The 15,321-nt window shown below is 62.7% G+C and carries 16 protein-coding genes; 3 read left to right on the forward strand and 13 right to left on the reverse strand.

Going from position 1 to position 15,321, the window contains the following annotated elements; all coding sequences use genetic code 11:
• Window positions 1–281 precede the first annotated feature (281 nt).
• The gene (locus AB8809_RS21675; RefSeq protein WP_349856751.1) at window positions 282–986 is read right to left on the reverse strand and encodes an NAD(P)H-dependent oxidoreductase; all 705 of its coding nucleotides are present in this window, start codon (window positions 984–986) and stop codon (window positions 282–284) included.
• A gap of 112 nt (window positions 987–1,098) precedes the next feature.
• On the opposite strand from AB8809_RS21675, the gene AB8809_RS21680 reads away from it, so the two are divergent.
• Window positions 1,099–2,022 (forward strand): LysR substrate-binding domain-containing protein, encoded by a 924-nt coding sequence (locus tag AB8809_RS21680; RefSeq protein WP_248111562.1) that lies wholly within the window; start codon window positions 1,099–1,101, stop codon window positions 2,020–2,022.
• Between the two features lie 151 nt (window positions 2,023–2,173).
• Here the strand turns inward: AB8809_RS21680 and AB8809_RS21685 are convergent, their stop codons facing one another.
• From AB8809_RS21685 to AB8809_RS21725, 9 genes are all read right to left on the reverse strand, one after another.
• Window positions 2,174–4,162, reverse strand: a complete 1,989-nt coding sequence (locus AB8809_RS21685; RefSeq protein ID WP_349856752.1) for a relaxase/mobilization nuclease and DUF3363 domain-containing protein — start codon at window positions 4,160–4,162, stop codon at window positions 2,174–2,176.
• Between the two features lie 448 nt (window positions 4,163–4,610).
• A complete protein-coding gene (locus AB8809_RS21690) occupies window positions 4,611–5,210 on the reverse strand; it encodes a S26 family signal peptidase (protein ID WP_349856753.1) in 600 nt (199 codons plus the stop codon).
• Complete coding sequence (locus tag AB8809_RS21695) at window positions 5,207–5,752, reverse strand: DUF2840 domain-containing protein (RefSeq protein WP_349856754.1); 546 nt, start codon at window positions 5,750–5,752, stop codon at window positions 5,207–5,209. The genes AB8809_RS21690 and AB8809_RS21695 overlap by 4 nt, the downstream gene beginning before the upstream one ends.
• Window positions 5,749–6,036, reverse strand: coding sequence for a chromosome partitioning protein ParB (locus AB8809_RS21700; RefSeq protein WP_349856755.1), 288 nt, complete (start codon window positions 6,034–6,036; stop codon window positions 5,749–5,751). The genes AB8809_RS21695 and AB8809_RS21700 overlap by 4 nt, the downstream gene beginning before the upstream one ends.
• Window positions 6,033–6,671: a ParA family partition ATPase gene (parA, locus tag AB8809_RS21705; protein ID WP_046602333.1), complete on the reverse strand. Its 639-nt coding sequence runs from the start codon at window positions 6,669–6,671 to the stop codon at window positions 6,033–6,035. Before parA ends, AB8809_RS21700 begins: the two co-directional genes overlap by 4 nt.
• A 289-nt stretch (window positions 6,672–6,960) precedes the next feature.
• Window positions 6,961–7,809, reverse strand: coding sequence for a replication initiator protein A (locus tag AB8809_RS21710; RefSeq protein ID WP_349856800.1), 849 nt, complete (start codon window positions 7,807–7,809; stop codon window positions 6,961–6,963).
• Window positions 7,810–7,835: 26 nt separating this feature from the next.
• Complete coding sequence (locus AB8809_RS21715) at window positions 7,836–8,117, reverse strand: helix-turn-helix domain-containing protein (RefSeq protein ID WP_349856756.1); 282 nt, start codon at window positions 8,115–8,117, stop codon at window positions 7,836–7,838.
• Window positions 8,118–8,192: 75 nt separating this feature from the next.
• On the reverse strand, window positions 8,193–8,999 hold the full coding sequence (locus AB8809_RS21720; RefSeq protein ID WP_349856757.1) for a DNA -binding domain-containing protein: 807 nt from the start codon (window positions 8,997–8,999) through the stop codon (window positions 8,193–8,195).
• A gap of 320 nt (window positions 9,000–9,319) precedes the next feature.
• Window positions 9,320–9,667, reverse strand: coding sequence for a DUF2958 domain-containing protein (locus AB8809_RS21725; protein ID WP_349856758.1), 348 nt, complete (start codon window positions 9,665–9,667; stop codon window positions 9,320–9,322).
• Window positions 9,668–9,932: 265 nt separating this feature from the next.
• Between AB8809_RS21725 and AB8809_RS21730 the strand changes: the two genes are divergently transcribed.
• Together AB8809_RS21730 and AB8809_RS21735 are read left to right on the forward strand one after the other, a co-directional pair.
• Window positions 9,933–10,223, forward strand: a complete 291-nt coding sequence (locus AB8809_RS21730; protein ID WP_349856759.1) for a helix-turn-helix transcriptional regulator — start codon at window positions 9,933–9,935, stop codon at window positions 10,221–10,223.
• A 52-nt stretch (window positions 10,224–10,275) separates the two neighbouring features.
• Window positions 10,276–11,787 (forward strand): hypothetical protein, encoded by a 1,512-nt coding sequence (locus AB8809_RS21735; protein ID WP_010280419.1) that lies wholly within the window; start codon window positions 10,276–10,278, stop codon window positions 11,785–11,787.
• A gap of 39 nt (window positions 11,788–11,826) precedes the next feature.
• Here the strand turns inward: AB8809_RS21735 and AB8809_RS21740 are convergent, their stop codons facing one another.
• The 3 genes from AB8809_RS21740 to AB8809_RS21750 form a co-directional block, all read right to left on the reverse strand.
• Window positions 11,827–12,141 carry a DUF736 family protein gene (locus AB8809_RS21740; protein WP_349856760.1) on the reverse strand — a complete coding sequence of 105 codons (315 nt, stop codon included), beginning with the start codon at window positions 12,139–12,141 and terminating at the stop codon, window positions 11,827–11,829.
• Window positions 12,142–12,916: 775 nt separating this feature from the next.
• Entirely contained in the window at window positions 12,917–13,096 is a 180-nt protein-coding gene (locus AB8809_RS21745; RefSeq protein WP_349856761.1) for a hypothetical protein, read from the reverse strand.
• Window positions 13,097–13,183: 87 nt separating this feature from the next.
• Window positions 13,184–15,268 carry a ParB/RepB/Spo0J family partition protein gene (locus tag AB8809_RS21750; RefSeq protein ID WP_349856762.1) on the reverse strand — a complete coding sequence of 695 codons (2,085 nt, stop codon included), beginning with the start codon at window positions 15,266–15,268 and terminating at the stop codon, window positions 13,184–13,186.
• Window positions 15,269–15,321 lie beyond the last annotated feature (53 nt).

Below are 15,321 nucleotides of genomic sequence, written 5' to 3' on the forward strand. Positions count from 1 at the left end.
CAAAACCAAGGAAGTGGACTTTCCTAAGTCAACCCTGTCACCATGCTCGCACTGAGGGGCACCCAGGAAACAATTTGGGTTTTTTGAATAGGCCGCCTCAATTACCGAAAATGTGATGGCAGCCAAATCGAGCCTTACGCTAGTGGTTTTAGTCAACCGGCGTTTCCAAGCGCTAACAGAATTAAAAACGAAAATATGGGGACTAGACACTCACTGTTAGAAAGTAGTGTATAGCTCCGTTCGTGGATCAGTGACCGCCGAAAGTTCCAATATGCCAGTGCTTACTTTTTGGAATTAAGGCTTTCCTGAGTATTAGCCCAGCCGGCCAGATTCTCGACCAGGTTATCAACAGCCAACTCGGCCTTCTCAATAGACTCGACGACTCGCGCATCCCTAAACTCATCGAACTCGATAGCGATCGAATCGAAGTCCTTGATTCCGATATAGCGCAGAGCGGCCATTACGCCACCCTCGACATGGTTGTCAGCAGACAGACGTCCCCCTGCGTCGTAGCCATAGTCTCCGCGCGAACTCAGGAGTACAGCCCGACGACCTTGGTCGGCCAAGAGCGGCCAATACGGTACTTCACCACGAGCCAGATCAAAACCGAATGTACGACCCACGCGGATGAGGTTATCGAGCCAGGCTTTCACCTGCGTTGGCACGCCAAAGTTGTACATGGGCACACCGAGCACTATCAAATCGCTTCGCAGAAGTTCGTCAATCAATGCGTCGCTCTCAGCAAGTCGCTCAACCATCCAAGGCTCTCGCTGCTCAGCTGGTGTAAATGCGGCATGAATCCACGCCGCGTCAACTTGGGCCGGAGGAGCTTTTCCAAGATCTCGGTAAACGACAGAATCTTGGGGCCGGATGCCCTGCCATTTAGACACGAAGCGCGACGTCAACCGCCTGGTATGCGAGCCGTGAGCTTGCTCAGCGGAGGAGCCAGGGCGGGCGCTTCCATCCAGGTAAAGAACATTAAGCATAATTCATCTATCCTTCTCAAATGTAGGCATGGAACTGCCGATAAGCGTATGATCTACGGGAGTAGACTTCACGACAAACGATCTTTTCTCAGTCGATAGGTGAGATAACTTCATGCATCAGCACATCCTCGGGAACATACCTCTTAGCGCGCTACGCGCTTTTGAGGCAGCGGCACGCCTGCAGAGCTTCAAGGAAGCTGCTACAGAGTTGTCAATCACTCCAACAGCGGTAAGTCATCGCATCAAACAGTTAGAGGATGCTCTTGATATCCGGTTATTCGCGCGTGAGGTACGCAGCGTCAGCCTCTCCGATGCTGGCCAACTTTTGTATCCTGCTGTCCACACAGCGTTTACCGGCATTGTGGGTGCGATCGAAGAACTGCAACGTCGAGACCGCAGGCCATCCGTTACATTAAGCACAACCTGCGGTTTTGCCGCTCGTTGGCTTTTACCTCGTCTGCCTGCCCTCGCGGCGGCTATTCCTAACGTCGATTTGCACCTACATTCTTCTGATTCGCCAGTTCAAATTAAAGCCGGCAGTGCAGACCTTGCTATTAGATTTTGCACACCACCCGATTCAAGTGTTGAAAGCGAGGTATTGCTTCCTGGCAGATATGTGCCAGTTTGCGCTCCCTCACTTAATGCCGAAAATCGCGACGATTTCTCCAATATTGCGAGATTGCGTTTCCGTTCGAGTAAAAATGACGACTGCATTCCGGATTGGCCGCAATGGCTAGCCACTTCAACCATGGATGGAAAGCCGTCTGGACCAGAAATCGGCTTTTCTGACGAAGCACATACCATTCAAGCCGCAATTGCCGGTCAAGGAGTTGCACTTTCAAGTGTTGCCCTTGTTGCGGATGCTCTCGACGAAGGATTGCTTCGCGTGCCTTTCGGCCCGGCAGTGGATGGTCGTGATTTCTATCTGCTCTCAGCCTTAGGTTCTTGTGAACATCCCGCCGTCGTGATGGTCAAAAATTGGCTTAGGGAAGAAGCGCGATTATTCGTGGCCAAACATTCGAATTATTTTTCATAGGATGCCCCTAAGACTAGAGATTAAATCTGTCAGCTCAAAAATAGTTCTGCTCATAGCTCGCGTCATGTGTACAAGGCGGTTATCAATTCATCTCCAATGATGGTGTCTTGCTCGCCAAAAGAATTATTTCGTGGTGCCTACTCTATCCAATTCACAGGCCGCGTTGTTTTCTGAAATCCCACGCGACCCCGTTCCCATGCACTGTCGCAGCAATCTGCTGCCCTAGCCGCTGTTCGATTACTGGCCGCCACGGCACTAGACTGAATTCCTTGCCATGGTCCAGGAGCGCGTAGCGGCCACTCACAAGCATCAAGGAGCGCCGGTAGATGCCGACCACCCTTTGCCCATCCGCAATCGGACGATGCTCCAGGCCGGTTGCAATGGCAATTCCTTCGGCAGCTTGCGCGATCTCCCGATTGCGCAGCGTGCCCAGCAGGTTGCGTGCGAGGATGACACGCTGCCCACGCCGCTGCGCCAGTCCCTGTTCTTCGAGGAAGTCGATGCGCTGCTGCAAGGCCTGCTTGGCGTCACCGCCAAAGCCGAGGTCGCCCATCCCACGGCCGCCGCCGATCAGTTGCTGGTCCAGCCAGGTGGCCCCAATCACGCGGGCCTGACGCTCAATTGCAAGATGCGATTTCAGTTGCACCGCCACGTCGCCCAGCCGCTGCGCGTCGTACTGGCGGCCACGCTCGGCCAGGTCGTCCGGCACCTTCCAGAGTCCATCGGCCACGCGCTCCACGATGCCGGCGCGGCGCAGGGCCTCCAGCCGGCGGACATGGGCAGCGACAACCTCCTGCGGATCGCGTCCGGCCTTGGCCCGGCCCTGTTCGATGGCCAGGTGATGGTCGGCGCGGTACAGGCCATCGCTCGCCAGCGCGGCGATGTTCTTGTCGGCCGCGCGTATGTTGGCCGAATCCTTCACTTCCACCACCGCGCCGGTGGGATAGTTCGCCAGCTCGTCGCGGGCGTTCAGTGCGACGTAGTGGGCCTTGCCATCCACACCGTCGATGACCAGATAGCCACGGTCGTGCAGCTCGTCGGCCAGCCCCTTCGCAGCCACGCGGCCGAGGATGCTGCGGCCACCTCCATCATCATTCTGGCTCGGCTCGAACACTGCCAGCTCGCGCTGCTGGCCGCTCATGGCGCGCTGCATAGTGCGGATGATGTCGCCACGCTCGCCCAAGGCGCGCAAGGTCTTCTCAGCATCGGCATGGACGGCCCAGATGCCGGGCTGCATTTCGTCGGCCAGGCCCAGCCGTTGTAAGCGTTGCAGCCGGCCGATCAGCAACAGACGCTGGCGTTGCAGCACCGGTGCGTTGAACTGTTCGATCTGCACTCGGCCATCGTCGCCGGCTTCGCGTTGCAGGGTGCGATCCAGGTTCGTCCACCGCTCCTGTTCCACCTCGCGCCCCAACGTCTGCTGGATCTCCAGTTCGGTGCGCGGCCCCAGCCATTCGGTCGCCAGTTCGGCGGCCCGGTGGCGGAAGCCGTGGGCGATGTAGTCGCCGGCGATGATGAGGTCTTTGCCGGTGTCGTCGCGCCCGCGCACGATCAGATGGGTGTGCGGGTTGTCGGTGTTCCAGTGATCGACCGCCACCCAATCCAGCCGCGTGCCCAGGTCGGCTTCCATGCGGTTCACCAGATGCCGGGTATAGGTGCGCAGGTCGTCCAGTTCCGCGCCGTCTTCCGGGGAAACGATGAAGCGGAAATGGTGCCGGTCGTCCTGGCAGCGTTCCTTGAAGGCATCAAGGTCGGCTTCATCGGCCTGCGGCCCGTAGGCCCGGCCCGGTTCGCCATCGCGGCCCGCGCCATCGCGCTCGATATAGCGCAGATGTTTCGCCAGCGACTGTGGGCTGGCGTTGCGCTGATTGACCAGCAGCGTCTTGATAGTCACGCGCCGCGACATGGGGGTCAGCTTCGCGCCTGCGAAGCGCGCCGCCGTATGGCCGCGCCCCAAGCGCGAGCCGGGCCGCTGGCCTTGGCCGCCGGACGCGGCGGAATGGCGCACCGCCGACTTCCCGCCGCTGGCCTTGCCCGACTGCTTGAGCACCTTGGAAACGAAGCTCTGGCCTTGGCCGTTGCCCCGGTTCTTCGGGGCGCTCGGGCGCACCCGGAAATCGTCGTCGCGGCGGTCGGTCATGGCTGTGCTCGCTGCAAGCTCTGGCGTGTCCTGGCGTGCGAAGCACGCGGACATGCCTGCATTGGCGCGACCCTCGCGCCGAACGCGGCACGACGGCGAAGCCGCACCGTGCCGCGCCACCCCCATGTGCAGACAGGCTTTCGATGCGGCCCGGTGCCGCGTCCTTTTGTCTTGCCTTCCGCCTTTGCCCCTCGCTGTCGCTCCGGGCGTCGGCGGCCCGGCGGCGCTGCGCTGCTTGCAGCCAGCCCGCCGGCGAACGCGCCGATGGCCGCAGGCCAGGCACGTTCGAGGCAAGATGCCTGCACACTGGACGGCTGCGCCGGATACAGCGCGAAGTGCGACGCGGATGCACCCGCACTGCACGCGCGACGACACGGCGACGAACAGCAGGACGACACGCCCGATGGCACGATGAGATGCACGGCAACGTGCAGCGAATCGGCGGCCATCATGGGCGTGTCTCCACCCAGATCGGATGCGCAACGCCGATCACGGCGGATGCGCTGACAGGCCCGAAATAGCGGCTGTCGAACGATGCCGGATTGGTCACGCTCAACAGGAACAGTTCGCCCGCCTCAAGGCGACGGCAAAGCTGCAAGGATGGCAACGGTCGTCCCAGCCGGTCGGTAGGCAGCGCAGCGGCCATCGGCACGCTGTCGATGCGTACCTGACCGGCGACGATGCAGACGTGTTGCGGCGCGACCGCGCCCACACGTTTGAGCAGCGGAACGTGTGCCGGCAGATAGCCGCGCTGCGCAGCGAGCGTGGCAACATCTGGCGACAATGTAGTCATGACGACGCTGCCCACGGAGAAGGGACGTGGTAGCGAGTCGGCGCCGTGGCGCTGCGGATCGACGCGATACCAGCCGACCGGAACGCTGTCGGACGGGTTATAGATCAGGCGCGGCAGCGGCTGCACGAAAGCCGCCCAAGCCAGCGCAGCGAGGCTGACGGCGGCGAAGCCCGCTAACACGAGGCGAGCGCGCAGGCGTGAGCGAGGAATCGACGCGGATTCGGGCGTGCGTGCAGCGGTGGAATGGGCCGTCATGGCAGCGCCCTCCCGGCCAGCCGGGCGGCGTGTCGCTCGGCGGTGTATTCGGGCAACGGCAAATGCGCGGCGAGCCGGTTGGCGACCATGCGCCAGTACGCAGGCGACACGTCGATGGCAGCGATGCCCAGCGCCTCGATGCCGTCGATGCGTTCCAGCACGGCGCGCACATTAGCGTCACCTTCGGCATGCAGTAGCAGGCACGCGCCTGGCTGCACGCCGTGGATGCGCTGCACGGCATCAAGCGGTGTAGCAGCCTGCATCACCATGAGCTGCCAGCGGATCGTGCCGTAGTCATTGGCCTGCCAACGAACGCGGCAGAGAATTGCACCCGGCATGAACATGGCACAGCGCCGCCAGCGATCGAGTTGGAGCGTGCGCGCTGGTTCGCCGAAGCGCAGGTAGAGCTTGAAGCGAGGTTCGATGTAAGCCAGAGCCACGCGCGTCAGCGGCGCGCTGGCGGGTTGGCTGGAAGGCGCTGTGTGCGCAGCCGTGACCGCGATGGCAGGCGGTGCGGCAACAGACAATGCGGATGTGGTCATGGCGTGTTTTCCCTGCGGTGTTCTGGAAACTCGCGCTCCAGCAAACCGCGCAGTAGGTCGGCCACGGTCACGCCTTGCGTGAAGGCCGACACCTTGATGCGTGCCCGCATGGCGGGCGTGATGTCGAGGGTCAGGCGAGCGGTGTAGAGGTCGCCCTTGTTGAGCGCATCCGCATCGCCCTGGCGAATCCACGCCTCGGCGTGCGGATTGGCGGGCGGACGCACGCCAATGCCGACCCGTTTGGTCGCGCGTTTGCCGTTGGGTGGGTTGCTGTTGTCGCTCATGACGGCCACCGCAGCAGCTCATCGACCAGCGCGGTGATTTCCTGCGCTGCCGCGCTATCGGGGGCTGTCTCCCGCGCCAATCGACCCGCAGCCACGCTGTCGGCAAAGACGATGCGCTGGCGCACCTCGCTACGCAGCGCTGGCAGCGGCTGTTCGGCCAAGGCTTGTCGTGCTTCGCGCCCGATTACCGTGGTGCTGACGCGCCGGTTGATGACGAAGGCCGCGCGTAGCGCAGGCCGGAACACCTGGGCCTCACGGATCAGCGCCACCATCTCGGCGCTGGCCCACAGGTCGTAGGGGCTGGGTTGTACCGGGATCAGCACCCGTTCGGCCGCCAGCAGCGCAGAACGCGCCAAGGCGGCGATCCTGGGTGGCCCGTCGATGATGACGTGATCGGCCCGCCTGGCGAGTTCTGGGGCTTCCTGGTGCAGTGTTTCGCGCGCCAGGCCCACAGCGCTGAACAGCCGGGGCAAGCCTTGCTGGCTTCTGCGCTGCGTCCAGTCCAGTGATGAACCCTGCGGGTCGGCATCCAGCAGGACGACGTGCTGGCCGCGCAAGGCCAGCTCCCCCGCGATGTGCGTGGCGAGCGTGGTCTTGCCGACGCCGCCTTTCTGGTTGAGCAAGGCGACGATCATGGCGTGGCCCTCCAGCTTGGAAGACCGGCCTGTTTTTGCCGTGCCGAACGGGGTAGTTTTTGCGGCTTTTCCTGGTTGGTTTTCCGGCCTGCGGCAGTTGTCCACCGCAATGTTGCTTCTCTACCAATAGTTAGAGAATTTAAGTTAGTAATGTTAGAGGGATCGCAAACCCGCGCCGCTACTAGCTTTCCGGCGTTTTCGTACTCCTGATAGCACGATAGGCGTACTCCCGATAGCACGACACCCCTTACTCCTGATAGCACGACCCCATCCACAGCTTGTCCCGCTGTTATCCCCGTGCCGTCTGCGGCACGGGCCGGAAGGTCAGCAATTCCATGTCGTCCTCGGGAATCCGCACGATGCTCAGTTCGTACCCCGGCAGCGATTGCTTGGCGACCAGCGCCCGCAGGTCGTAGGCGAAATCCGAGAACCGCGTGCTGCTGCCCGACTTGCGGTGCAGGTGCCGGAAGTCGAACTGCCAGCCGTGTTCCTGCTTGCCGCCATGCTTGCGCACCAAGCGGTACAGCCAGCGCTCGATCCCGCCCGTGAGCCTGAAATACGTCGGGTCGATGGTCAGCACGAGGGCGGCGTCCAGCACGCCCGCATAGAACCAGTCCGGCAGGATCAGCTCGATGCCCAGCGGCGTGCCGTTGGCATCGGCCAGCTCTTTCCACTCGTTGATCCACGAAAAGCGGTGCAAGCGCCTTCCAGTGGTTTCGCGGATGGACGTTGCCACCGTGGTCGATTGCAGCCGATCCAGCGCGGCCTTGAGGCGCTGGTAGTCGCGCAGCGACTTGCCACGCCCAATGAAGCGCAGGATCTCGTAGGGCGTGGCCTGCATCCGCCGGGACGGCTGGATGCCCGCGTCCTTGGCTTCGACGATTTGGCTGGCGGCCCAGATCAGGATGTCGGCATCCCAGATGGTGGCGATGCCATGTTCCTGTGTGCCTTCCACGCGGATGGTGATGTTGCCGCTGCGAAAGTCGATTGGCGCGGTGCGGCGCGACTTCGCCAGCGAGAAAAACGGATAGGCCATCAAGTCCTGGGCATCGCGCGGTGCCATGTCCTCGCCCGGCAGTGCGCGGAACAGGTCGAGCTGTTCGCGCTGCTGCAAGGCGTGCCTTGGTGGGCGGGACATGGCGATGGCCACCGACGACATGCCGATCAGCGCGCACGGCTGTCAGCCGAGTGGTGCTCGGCATATTCGGGGTCGGAAGTGGTCTCGAAGCTACGCGTTTCCGCCCAGGCATCGAGGTCGGCCACGGCGTACATGACTCGGCGACCGAACTTGCGAAACTTCGGGCCACCACCGATGACGCGCTGTTTCTCCAGCGTGCGTGGTGACAGGCGCAGGTAGTCGGCAGCCTCATCGTTGGTGAGATAGCGCTGGGGTTGTGTGGGTGTGGCAACGGGAGCGGCGGCAGGCCGCAAGGGAGCGGGTCGCATGGGATGTACCTCCATCAAGTCCGGCCACAAAGCGCGGCCGGATGGAGGCAGTCTCAAGAAACATGAGGCTCTTGCTCAGGGACGTTCTGCTGCGGATGCGAATCGTCCCCCATCATGCGAAGTGACAGCCGGAAGCTGTGCCAGACGGCGATAACCGCCGCGCATAAGCCCATCCCCCCGGCGTACCAGCCGCCGAACGCGGGCGCGCAGAGCGCTGTCGGCGTGCCAGTCGGCGGTAACGGCATCCACACCAAACAGCCCTTCGGCGACTTCGCGCAAGGACGCGCCCGCCAAGGTCGCGTCCAGCGCCTGCAGCGTGTGCAGTTCCAGCAATGCGGACAGCGGCGGGCGTGGCCGGACGGTCGCCGCAGGTGCGGCACCGGCGGCTACGGCGATTTTGTTCAATTCGCTCGCCAGGGCCGCATAGCGTTCGCAAGGCGCGGCGCAGGCCCGGATGGCATAGGCGTAAGCCATGCCATCGGCCAAGCCTGGCGCGAGCACGAAACGCAGGCAGCAGCCGGGCCAGCGCGCCACCAGCACCAGGCGCTTGCCGTCATGGGTCAGGTGTTTGTGTCCCGGCAGCTTCCAGAACTCAAAGCACAGGGCATCGGGCGGCGGATCTGCATCTGGGTAGAGCTGCACCACGGCATCGTGATCGGGGAACCAGGCCGGGTGCGCGTCTCGCGCATCCAGAGAGGGATCTTCCAGCAGGCGGAGCCCCCAATGCCCGGCAATATCCGGTTGGCGACGACGGCGCAGCCAGTCGTGCCGATAGTCTGGATGACGGCGCAGGTACTCCCAGGCCAGCGCCGGGCCATCCAGGTGCAGAACGTAGAGATAGGCCGCCGTGGCATACCACGGCTCGGCACTGCGATCAGCCATGAGGCAACCTCCCTGTGCTGGGGGTGCGTCGCCACGGCGAAACAGCGTGCTACGAGGCCATCGTCAAAACGTCATGGGTGAAGCGTAAACTGGCAGTGTCAAGACCGATGAACTCCGATGCGTTGCTGAAATCGTCCGAGTGCGACGGCGGCAACGCACTCCATGGCATGCCGCGTCGGTCAGCTTGCCGCAGCCCGCGCCAAGCATCATGACCGTTTCGATCAGGCACGCACCGCTTCGGTGCAACACTGCCGATTCAGACCGAACGGGTCACAGACCAGACCGAAATAGACACAGTGCGCCTCGCTTTGCGGTGGCGCTCAATCGGTGATCGAACCGTTGTCTTCGGCCAGCCGCAGGTATTCCGACAGCCGCCGCACCGGCTGGAAGTAGCGATCCCGCATCACGGGCTGCTCGCGCGGCCCGACGATGGCGGCCAGGTCGGACAGCTTCACCGTTCCCAGCGCAGGCATGCCAATCCCCAAGTCGATCAGGCCGTGGGCAGTATCGCCATCGGCGGGGTCGAGCGAGGCCAGCAGCCAAGTGGCATGCGCATCTGGCGTGAACAGACGCACCACGGGCAGCGGATCGGTGTCCTGTCCGGCGGCGCGGGCCTGTCCGTTGGCCAGCAGGTGCATGCGCTCGTCGGCGGTGATGAGTGAAGTCATGGCCGTACTCCCACGGATGTACGGAGCAGCAGAGGCGCTTTCACGCCTTCCAACGAAAGCACCAATGCGCAATCCCACGTATCCGCAGAGACGTAGAGGCACGAAGGCACATGCACGGAAGTCAGGAAAGACACGGATCAGGCTCTCCGCTTTTAAAGAAAGCCGCCGATGCGGATTTCAGTAAAGGCACAAAAACAGGTGAGATTGGATGAATGAGTTAAATATAACGTGGTTTTAATTGTGCTGCGAATCGACGCTTCTGCCTATGCAGAAGCGAACCGTCCAACGCGGCCGACCGACCGGCTCCACCACCTTCGACGCCGAGCTGGCCCAGGCCTTCGGCGCGGTGGTGCGCGCACTGCGGGTCGAGCGAGGCGTGGCGCAGGAAACCTTGGCACATCAAGCCGGTATCGAGCGTTCTCACATGGGCAAGATTGAGCGCGGTGAACACATGCCCACGCTGGCGATTATTTTCAAGATCGCGCGTGCGCTGGGGCTCAGCGTCGCCCACTTGATGGGGGCCGTTGAAGAAGTCCTGGGCGAAGTGCCTAATTGACTCTGCATCGCATAGCTTCGCTTGGCGTGGTGCAACTTTGGAAAGGAACTCAATGGCGAAGACATGCATCGTGTGCGGACAGGCCGCAGGCTCTGGGGAGCACGTTTTTCCGGCGTCTCTTGGAGGCCGGCGGGTCAACTCCGGCATCTATTGCCCCAAGCACGACAACAGCTATTCGGGTCTCGTCAATGAGATTGCCGAGCAGCTCGACTTCCTCAATGCATACTTGGGCGTTCGGCCGGATCACTCCAAGCACCCCAAAACTGCCTATGGCGAGCACACGCTGACGGGAGAGACCGTTTCGATCTCTGCCAAGGAGATCAAATTCACGAAGCCCCGCGTCATCTCCCGCACCGCAGTTGGCGAAGGTGAAGAGTTGCATCTGGCATTTCCCAACCAGCAGTCCGTCAAACAGTTCGCAAAAAAGATGGAGGACGATGGACACGAGTGGACACCCTTGTCGAAGCCCTCCGCTCGGCCGTATATCACCGGCTCCATTCACCATAAGCGCAAATTTGGCGGTGCCTGTGGTCTGGGCGCCATCGCGTACATGACGCAGACATTCTTCGCGCAGGAATTCCCAGAGCTCGCGCGATCAGGGACGCTTTCCAACTTCATCAACTACACGCAAGCCATCGCCAAGGTCGCAGCGCTGGGCGGCTGCGAACAGCAGCCGGAAGAGCGCGAGGAATTGATCGAGGCACGCGCGGCGGTGACGGTTGCGCTGGAGCCCTTTGGAGGCACGGCACCGATCTGGTGGGATTTCAGCCCGCCCGCCGGAGCGCGCGCCAACAAGTTTGAATTTGGGCATCGAGTGACGGTTGGTATTGATGGCTTTGACGGCCAAATCTACGGCCGTGTCGCGCTGTTCTCCACTTTAACCTTTGCCGTACACCTGGGCACGGCACCGCAGGGTTCCGCCACGCGAGAAGTGACCGTGGACATTGATCCTCTCGCGGAGCATCCGCCACACGATATCGACAAACATCAGGTGCTCTCAGCGCTAGGCCGCGTTCAAGTGCCAGAACACTCTACCGAAGGGCTTGCGAATGCGCTCGCCGACGGCACGCAACAGCGTGCATTCGCAAACCTGCTGGAACGCTTGGAAGAACATCAACTCCTCAAACTGGCTCGCACCATGAGTATGGCGCTCGCGCCATGTTCCACCTTGTCGCCATTTGAAGCGCGAACACTGATCGAAAAGGAACTTGACCAACAACCACAGCAAATTTGGCGCTTGGTCACTTTTGTCGTTGAAGGCTTACGGGCGAAAATGGTCAAAGGCGGCATGGGAAGCATTACCCCAGTGCTAGATAACCTGATTGCATATGACGCTCAATCAGCAAGCGGTCTATCGCAGCAGGCCGAGGCCACGTTAGCCCTGGCCAAATCCGCATTAGTTGCACAGATGGAGCAAGACTGCGCAGCGGGCGTACTCCACGAGGAACGCATTGCGGAACTCATAGGCAGAGGCCCTGGCCTTTATGCCGTGGGGCAGTTGGTGCTGGCCCCTGTCTTGCAGGTGTTTAGTGAATCCGCTCACCCCAATGAAGTGAGCAGGTAAGCCAAGCGCCTCGCCATAGTGGGCGAGGCGCTGAGGTGGTTACGCCGCCTTGGGCTTGCTGCGTGACCAGATCAGGTCATGCGTGCCATCCTCGTTTTCGATCAGGCGGGCATAGACCGTTGCAGGGAACGAAGGATCGTCCAGGGTCACGGACACATAGGGGCGTCCGGCCTCGCTGGTCTTTTTCCACGCTGCGCCTATATCGTGGCCAGCCGCTTGCAGGCGGTAGTCTGGTGCGCTCTCGTTGTCACCCTTGTCGCTGGGAACCAGCTTGACCTTGATGTTGAGCGTCAGGGTGCGAAGCGTGCCGGTGAGGCCGTCTTTCTCTGCGGTGAAGGTGCCGATGTTAGCCATGATGATTTCTCCTTTCGGGTTGAACAAGGTCGCGCCAGTGCGTTCTTGTTGTGATCCGCCCGGCGGGGGATGGGCTGGCGGCACCGCGCAGCGGTCGCAACACCGTGGAGAACCTGGAGGCGAAAAGAATTTGTCCCGCGAGGAATGCGCGCAGCGCAGGGGAAATTGTTTTCGCCTCCAGGTTGCAGTCATAAAGCCCAAGGCGCAGCCGCGCCAACGCCAGGATTCACGACAAGCCAAGGACGCACGGGCCGCCTCTCCCGAATGGAGACATGACCGACTCGGCATCCTCGCATGGCAGCTTCACCGGCTTGCGCCCTAACGCGGCCAGGTCAATGCCCCAGCGACAAGGTACGAGCGCTCCTGCCACAACTTGCGACCACATGCTTGATGCGTGGCGTGGAAGCTCCACATCGAGGCCAGGTGGTGTGTCGGTGAACCGTCTTTCGTGACGTACAGGCAACGAACCGCCAGCGTCGAGCACGGCACGCTTTCGTGCAACCTGCCGCAGCAAGCCGGGGCTTAGCCTCACAAGCGCCGCCCATTGCGGCGAGGTGCTGTCGGAATGTCGGCGGCGCGTGCGCCGCTGCACTTGCATGACTTCAATGACTTTTGCGCACAAGGCGACTGGTGCGCGGCCCCTTTGCCGCCTTCGGTAAGGCGGCAAAGGGGCGTTTTGGCTTTGAGCCTTGAAACCGGGTGCGGCCACTGCAGCGCACGGAGCTTTGGCATTCCCCGCGCCCAAGACGGAACGGCTTGGGCGCGGGGTTGCTTCCTATTCTTTGGTTTCGATGATCCGCCATATGGCACGCGGCAAGGCGCGGCCCGTGATGGGGTGTAGGTCGGTCAGGTCGGCACGGGCTCTCCAGCCGCGAGGCGGACGGTAGCCGCGCACGTCGCTATCGCCATGCCAGCGGCGGGCGCGTATCGTGCCGGGGGCGTAAGTCGCGGCCATGCGCGGTTCGTGGTGTCGTGGCTCATGGGGGAATCCTCGACATGAAAGCGCCCCGACCGGAACCGGGGCGCTATCTGTGGTGCGGGGTCAAGCGGCCAGTGCCTCGGCCTGCGTCTGTTCATCCGCCACGGCGGCGACTTCCTCCGGTGCTTCGGCTGCCTCGTCCGTCACCACCTCCTGCGCGGCCTGCTGCGTGACTTCGGCGGCGAAGATGGCAGGCATCCAACCGGTGCCATCGGCCAGCCGTTCGGCTTCGCTGGCAATGTCGCCTTTTTTCAACTTCGCCAGCCGGGTGACGTGCTGCGGTGCGAATTCGCCCACGGCTTCCAGAATCGCGACCTTCGGCACATGCTGGAAATAGCCATCTGCGGTCGGTTGCCACCATGCCGCCATCTCCAGCGCCACGGCCTGCGCCAGTTCGGCACCCGGCTGGCGCTGCGTGGCGCGGGGCGTCACCACATCGACCGTGGATGCTACGCATACGGCCAGCAGGCGCACCAATTCATCCTGCGGCTTCGCCAGCAGTGCGGCGAACAGTTCGGCACTGTCCTCCGGCAAGGCCTCACCCGCTACCTGTTGCAGTGCGCGCAGAGCCACGGCGGCGGGCGATTCCGGCCAGTCCGGGGCCATGCCTTCCAGCCGATCTTGCTGGGTCAGCTTCACGCCCAGCGGCAGATCGTGGCCGTAGTGGCTGCCTTGCAAGACAGTCTGCACCATACCATGCACCAGTGCGGCCAGCGCCACCTGCGGATGCCGTGCGACTTCGATTTGCAGCGCGGCGGTACGGTGGGCACTCAAGCGTTGCGCCAGCCGGTCGGACATGGCGGCGGGCTTAGGGGCGTCGTCGGCTTCCTCGCCGGTGTCGTCGTTCCCGGCTTCGCCCTCGCTGCCGAAACCTTGCCGCAGCCGTTCCAGCGTGCGCAGTGCCTTGGCCTCGGCTTCGCGCAGCAGGCCACGATGAATCACGGCCTCGCCGTTGCGGTCGATGGTGACGATGGCACCGGCGGCAGCTTTGACGACTTCCCCGTAGTCCTGCAAGCCATCTTCCAACGCCTGCAACTGTTCGCCCAGGTATTCGCCTTCCTGCTGCAAGACATCGGCCTTTTCTTCGTCGTCGGCGTCCAAGGCGGCATCCACGGCCTCGGCCAGCGCCTGCATCTTGGTTTGCAGCTTCTCGATGCGTTGGGCCTCGCGCTTGTTCGGGCTGCGGCGTTGCCTCGGGGCGCGCTGGAAGGCTTGCAGGTCGGCATGGGTCGTGCCGGGGGTGGCATCCACCCATGCCCAGCCTTCGGCCTTCACCTCGGCGGCAAGGCTGGCCAGCTTGTCCTGCGCCAGCCGTTCCAGCAGCGTGGCATCGGTCAGATACACGCCGCTATCGGCTTCCGCGAACAGATCGCGGCGGGTGCCACCGCCTGCGGCCTCGTAAGCATCCAGTCCAACGAAGCGCACCAGCGGATGCCGGTGGGCATCAATCTCTCGCTCGGTCAGGCGGTCGCGCAAATTGTGCGGGCCGCGCTGCCATGTCGGCGCATCGTAGAACGCGGCTTCCTGTGCGGTGTGGTCGTCGGTGATGGCAAGGGCCATCAACTGGTCAAGGCTCACGGCCTCGGCCCGGTAGTCGGCCAGTAGGCGCGGCGACACGTTGGCGAGTTTCAAGCGGCGCTGCACCACCAGCGGCGTGACGCTGAAATCGGCGGCAATGTCCTCGATGGGTCGGCCTTCGGCCACAAGCGCGGCGAATGCCTCGAACTGGTCAGCGGGGTGCATGGCTTCGCGCTGCACGTTCTCGGTCAGGCTGGCGGTGCGGGCGGTGCCATCGGCCACCAGCAGGCAAGGGACGTCCCATTCCTTGCTGATGCGGCGCTTCTTCGCCAGCAGCTTGAGGGCGGCAAGGCGACGGCCTCCGGCCACGACTTCGTAACGCTCGCCGTCAGCGGTCGCGGTCACGATCAGGTTTTGCAGCAGGCCGACACGCTGGATGCTGGCGGCGAGTTCGGGAATCGACATGCGCGGGGTCTTGCGCACGTTGCGGCCCGTGGGGCGCGATACCAGCCGCGACAGCGACACAAGAATCAGATTCTTGCTCGGGTCGGCGGCTTCCAGCAGCACGGCAGGCGCGGCGTTGGCCGTGCCGTGGATGGCTTGGGCTTCGGTGTGGTTGATGGCGTTCATGGTGAAAACTCCTTGCGATGATGGAATGCAGCAGCGAATGACGCGGCAAGGGT

This window comes from Pectobacterium aroidearum (assembly GCF_041228105.1).
GTDB lineage: Bacteria > Pseudomonadota > Gammaproteobacteria > Enterobacterales > Enterobacteriaceae > Pectobacterium > Pectobacterium aroidearum.

Coding starts and splice junctions, on each gene's coding strand:
- AB8809_RS21675 (WP_349856751.1), bottom strand. CDS start 986: ATGCTTAATGTTCTTTACCTGGATGGAAGCGCCCGCCCTGGCTCCTCC.
- AB8809_RS21680 (WP_248111562.1), top strand. CDS start 1,099: ATGCATCAGCACATCCTCGGGAACATACCTCTTAGCGCGCTACGCGCT.
- AB8809_RS21685 (WP_349856752.1), bottom strand. CDS start 4,162: ATGACCGACCGCCGCGACGACGATTTCCGGGTGCGCCCGAGCGCCCCG.
- AB8809_RS21690 (WP_349856753.1), bottom strand. CDS start 5,210: ATGACGGCCCATTCCACCGCTGCACGCACGCCCGAATCCGCGTCGATT.
- AB8809_RS21695 (WP_349856754.1), bottom strand. CDS start 5,752: ATGACCACATCCGCATTGTCTGTTGCCGCACCGCCTGCCATCGCGGTC.
- AB8809_RS21700 (WP_349856755.1), bottom strand. CDS start 6,036: ATGAGCGACAACAGCAACCCACCCAACGGCAAACGCGCGACCAAACGG.
- parA (WP_046602333.1), bottom strand. CDS start 6,671: ATGATCGTCGCCTTGCTCAACCAGAAAGGCGGCGTCGGCAAGACCACG.
- AB8809_RS21710 (WP_349856800.1), bottom strand. CDS start 7,809: ATGTCCCGCCCACCAAGGCACGCCTTGCAGCAGCGCGAACAGCTCGAC.
- AB8809_RS21715 (WP_349856756.1), bottom strand. CDS start 8,117: ATGCGACCCGCTCCCTTGCGGCCTGCCGCCGCTCCCGTTGCCACACCC.
- AB8809_RS21720 (WP_349856757.1), bottom strand. CDS start 8,999: ATGGCTGATCGCAGTGCCGAGCCGTGGTATGCCACGGCGGCCTATCTC.
- AB8809_RS21725 (WP_349856758.1), bottom strand. CDS start 9,667: ATGACTTCACTCATCACCGCCGACGAGCGCATGCACCTGCTGGCCAAC.
- AB8809_RS21730 (WP_349856759.1), top strand. CDS start 9,933: ATGCAGAAGCGAACCGTCCAACGCGGCCGACCGACCGGCTCCACCACC.
- AB8809_RS21735 (WP_010280419.1), top strand. CDS start 10,276: ATGGCGAAGACATGCATCGTGTGCGGACAGGCCGCAGGCTCTGGGGAG.
- AB8809_RS21740 (WP_349856760.1), bottom strand. CDS start 12,141: ATGGCTAACATCGGCACCTTCACCGCAGAGAAAGACGGCCTCACCGGC.
- AB8809_RS21745 (WP_349856761.1), bottom strand. CDS start 13,096: ATGGCCGCGACTTACGCCCCCGGCACGATACGCGCCCGCCGCTGGCAT.
- AB8809_RS21750 (WP_349856762.1), bottom strand. CDS start 15,268: ATGAACGCCATCAACCACACCGAAGCCCAAGCCATCCACGGCACGGCC.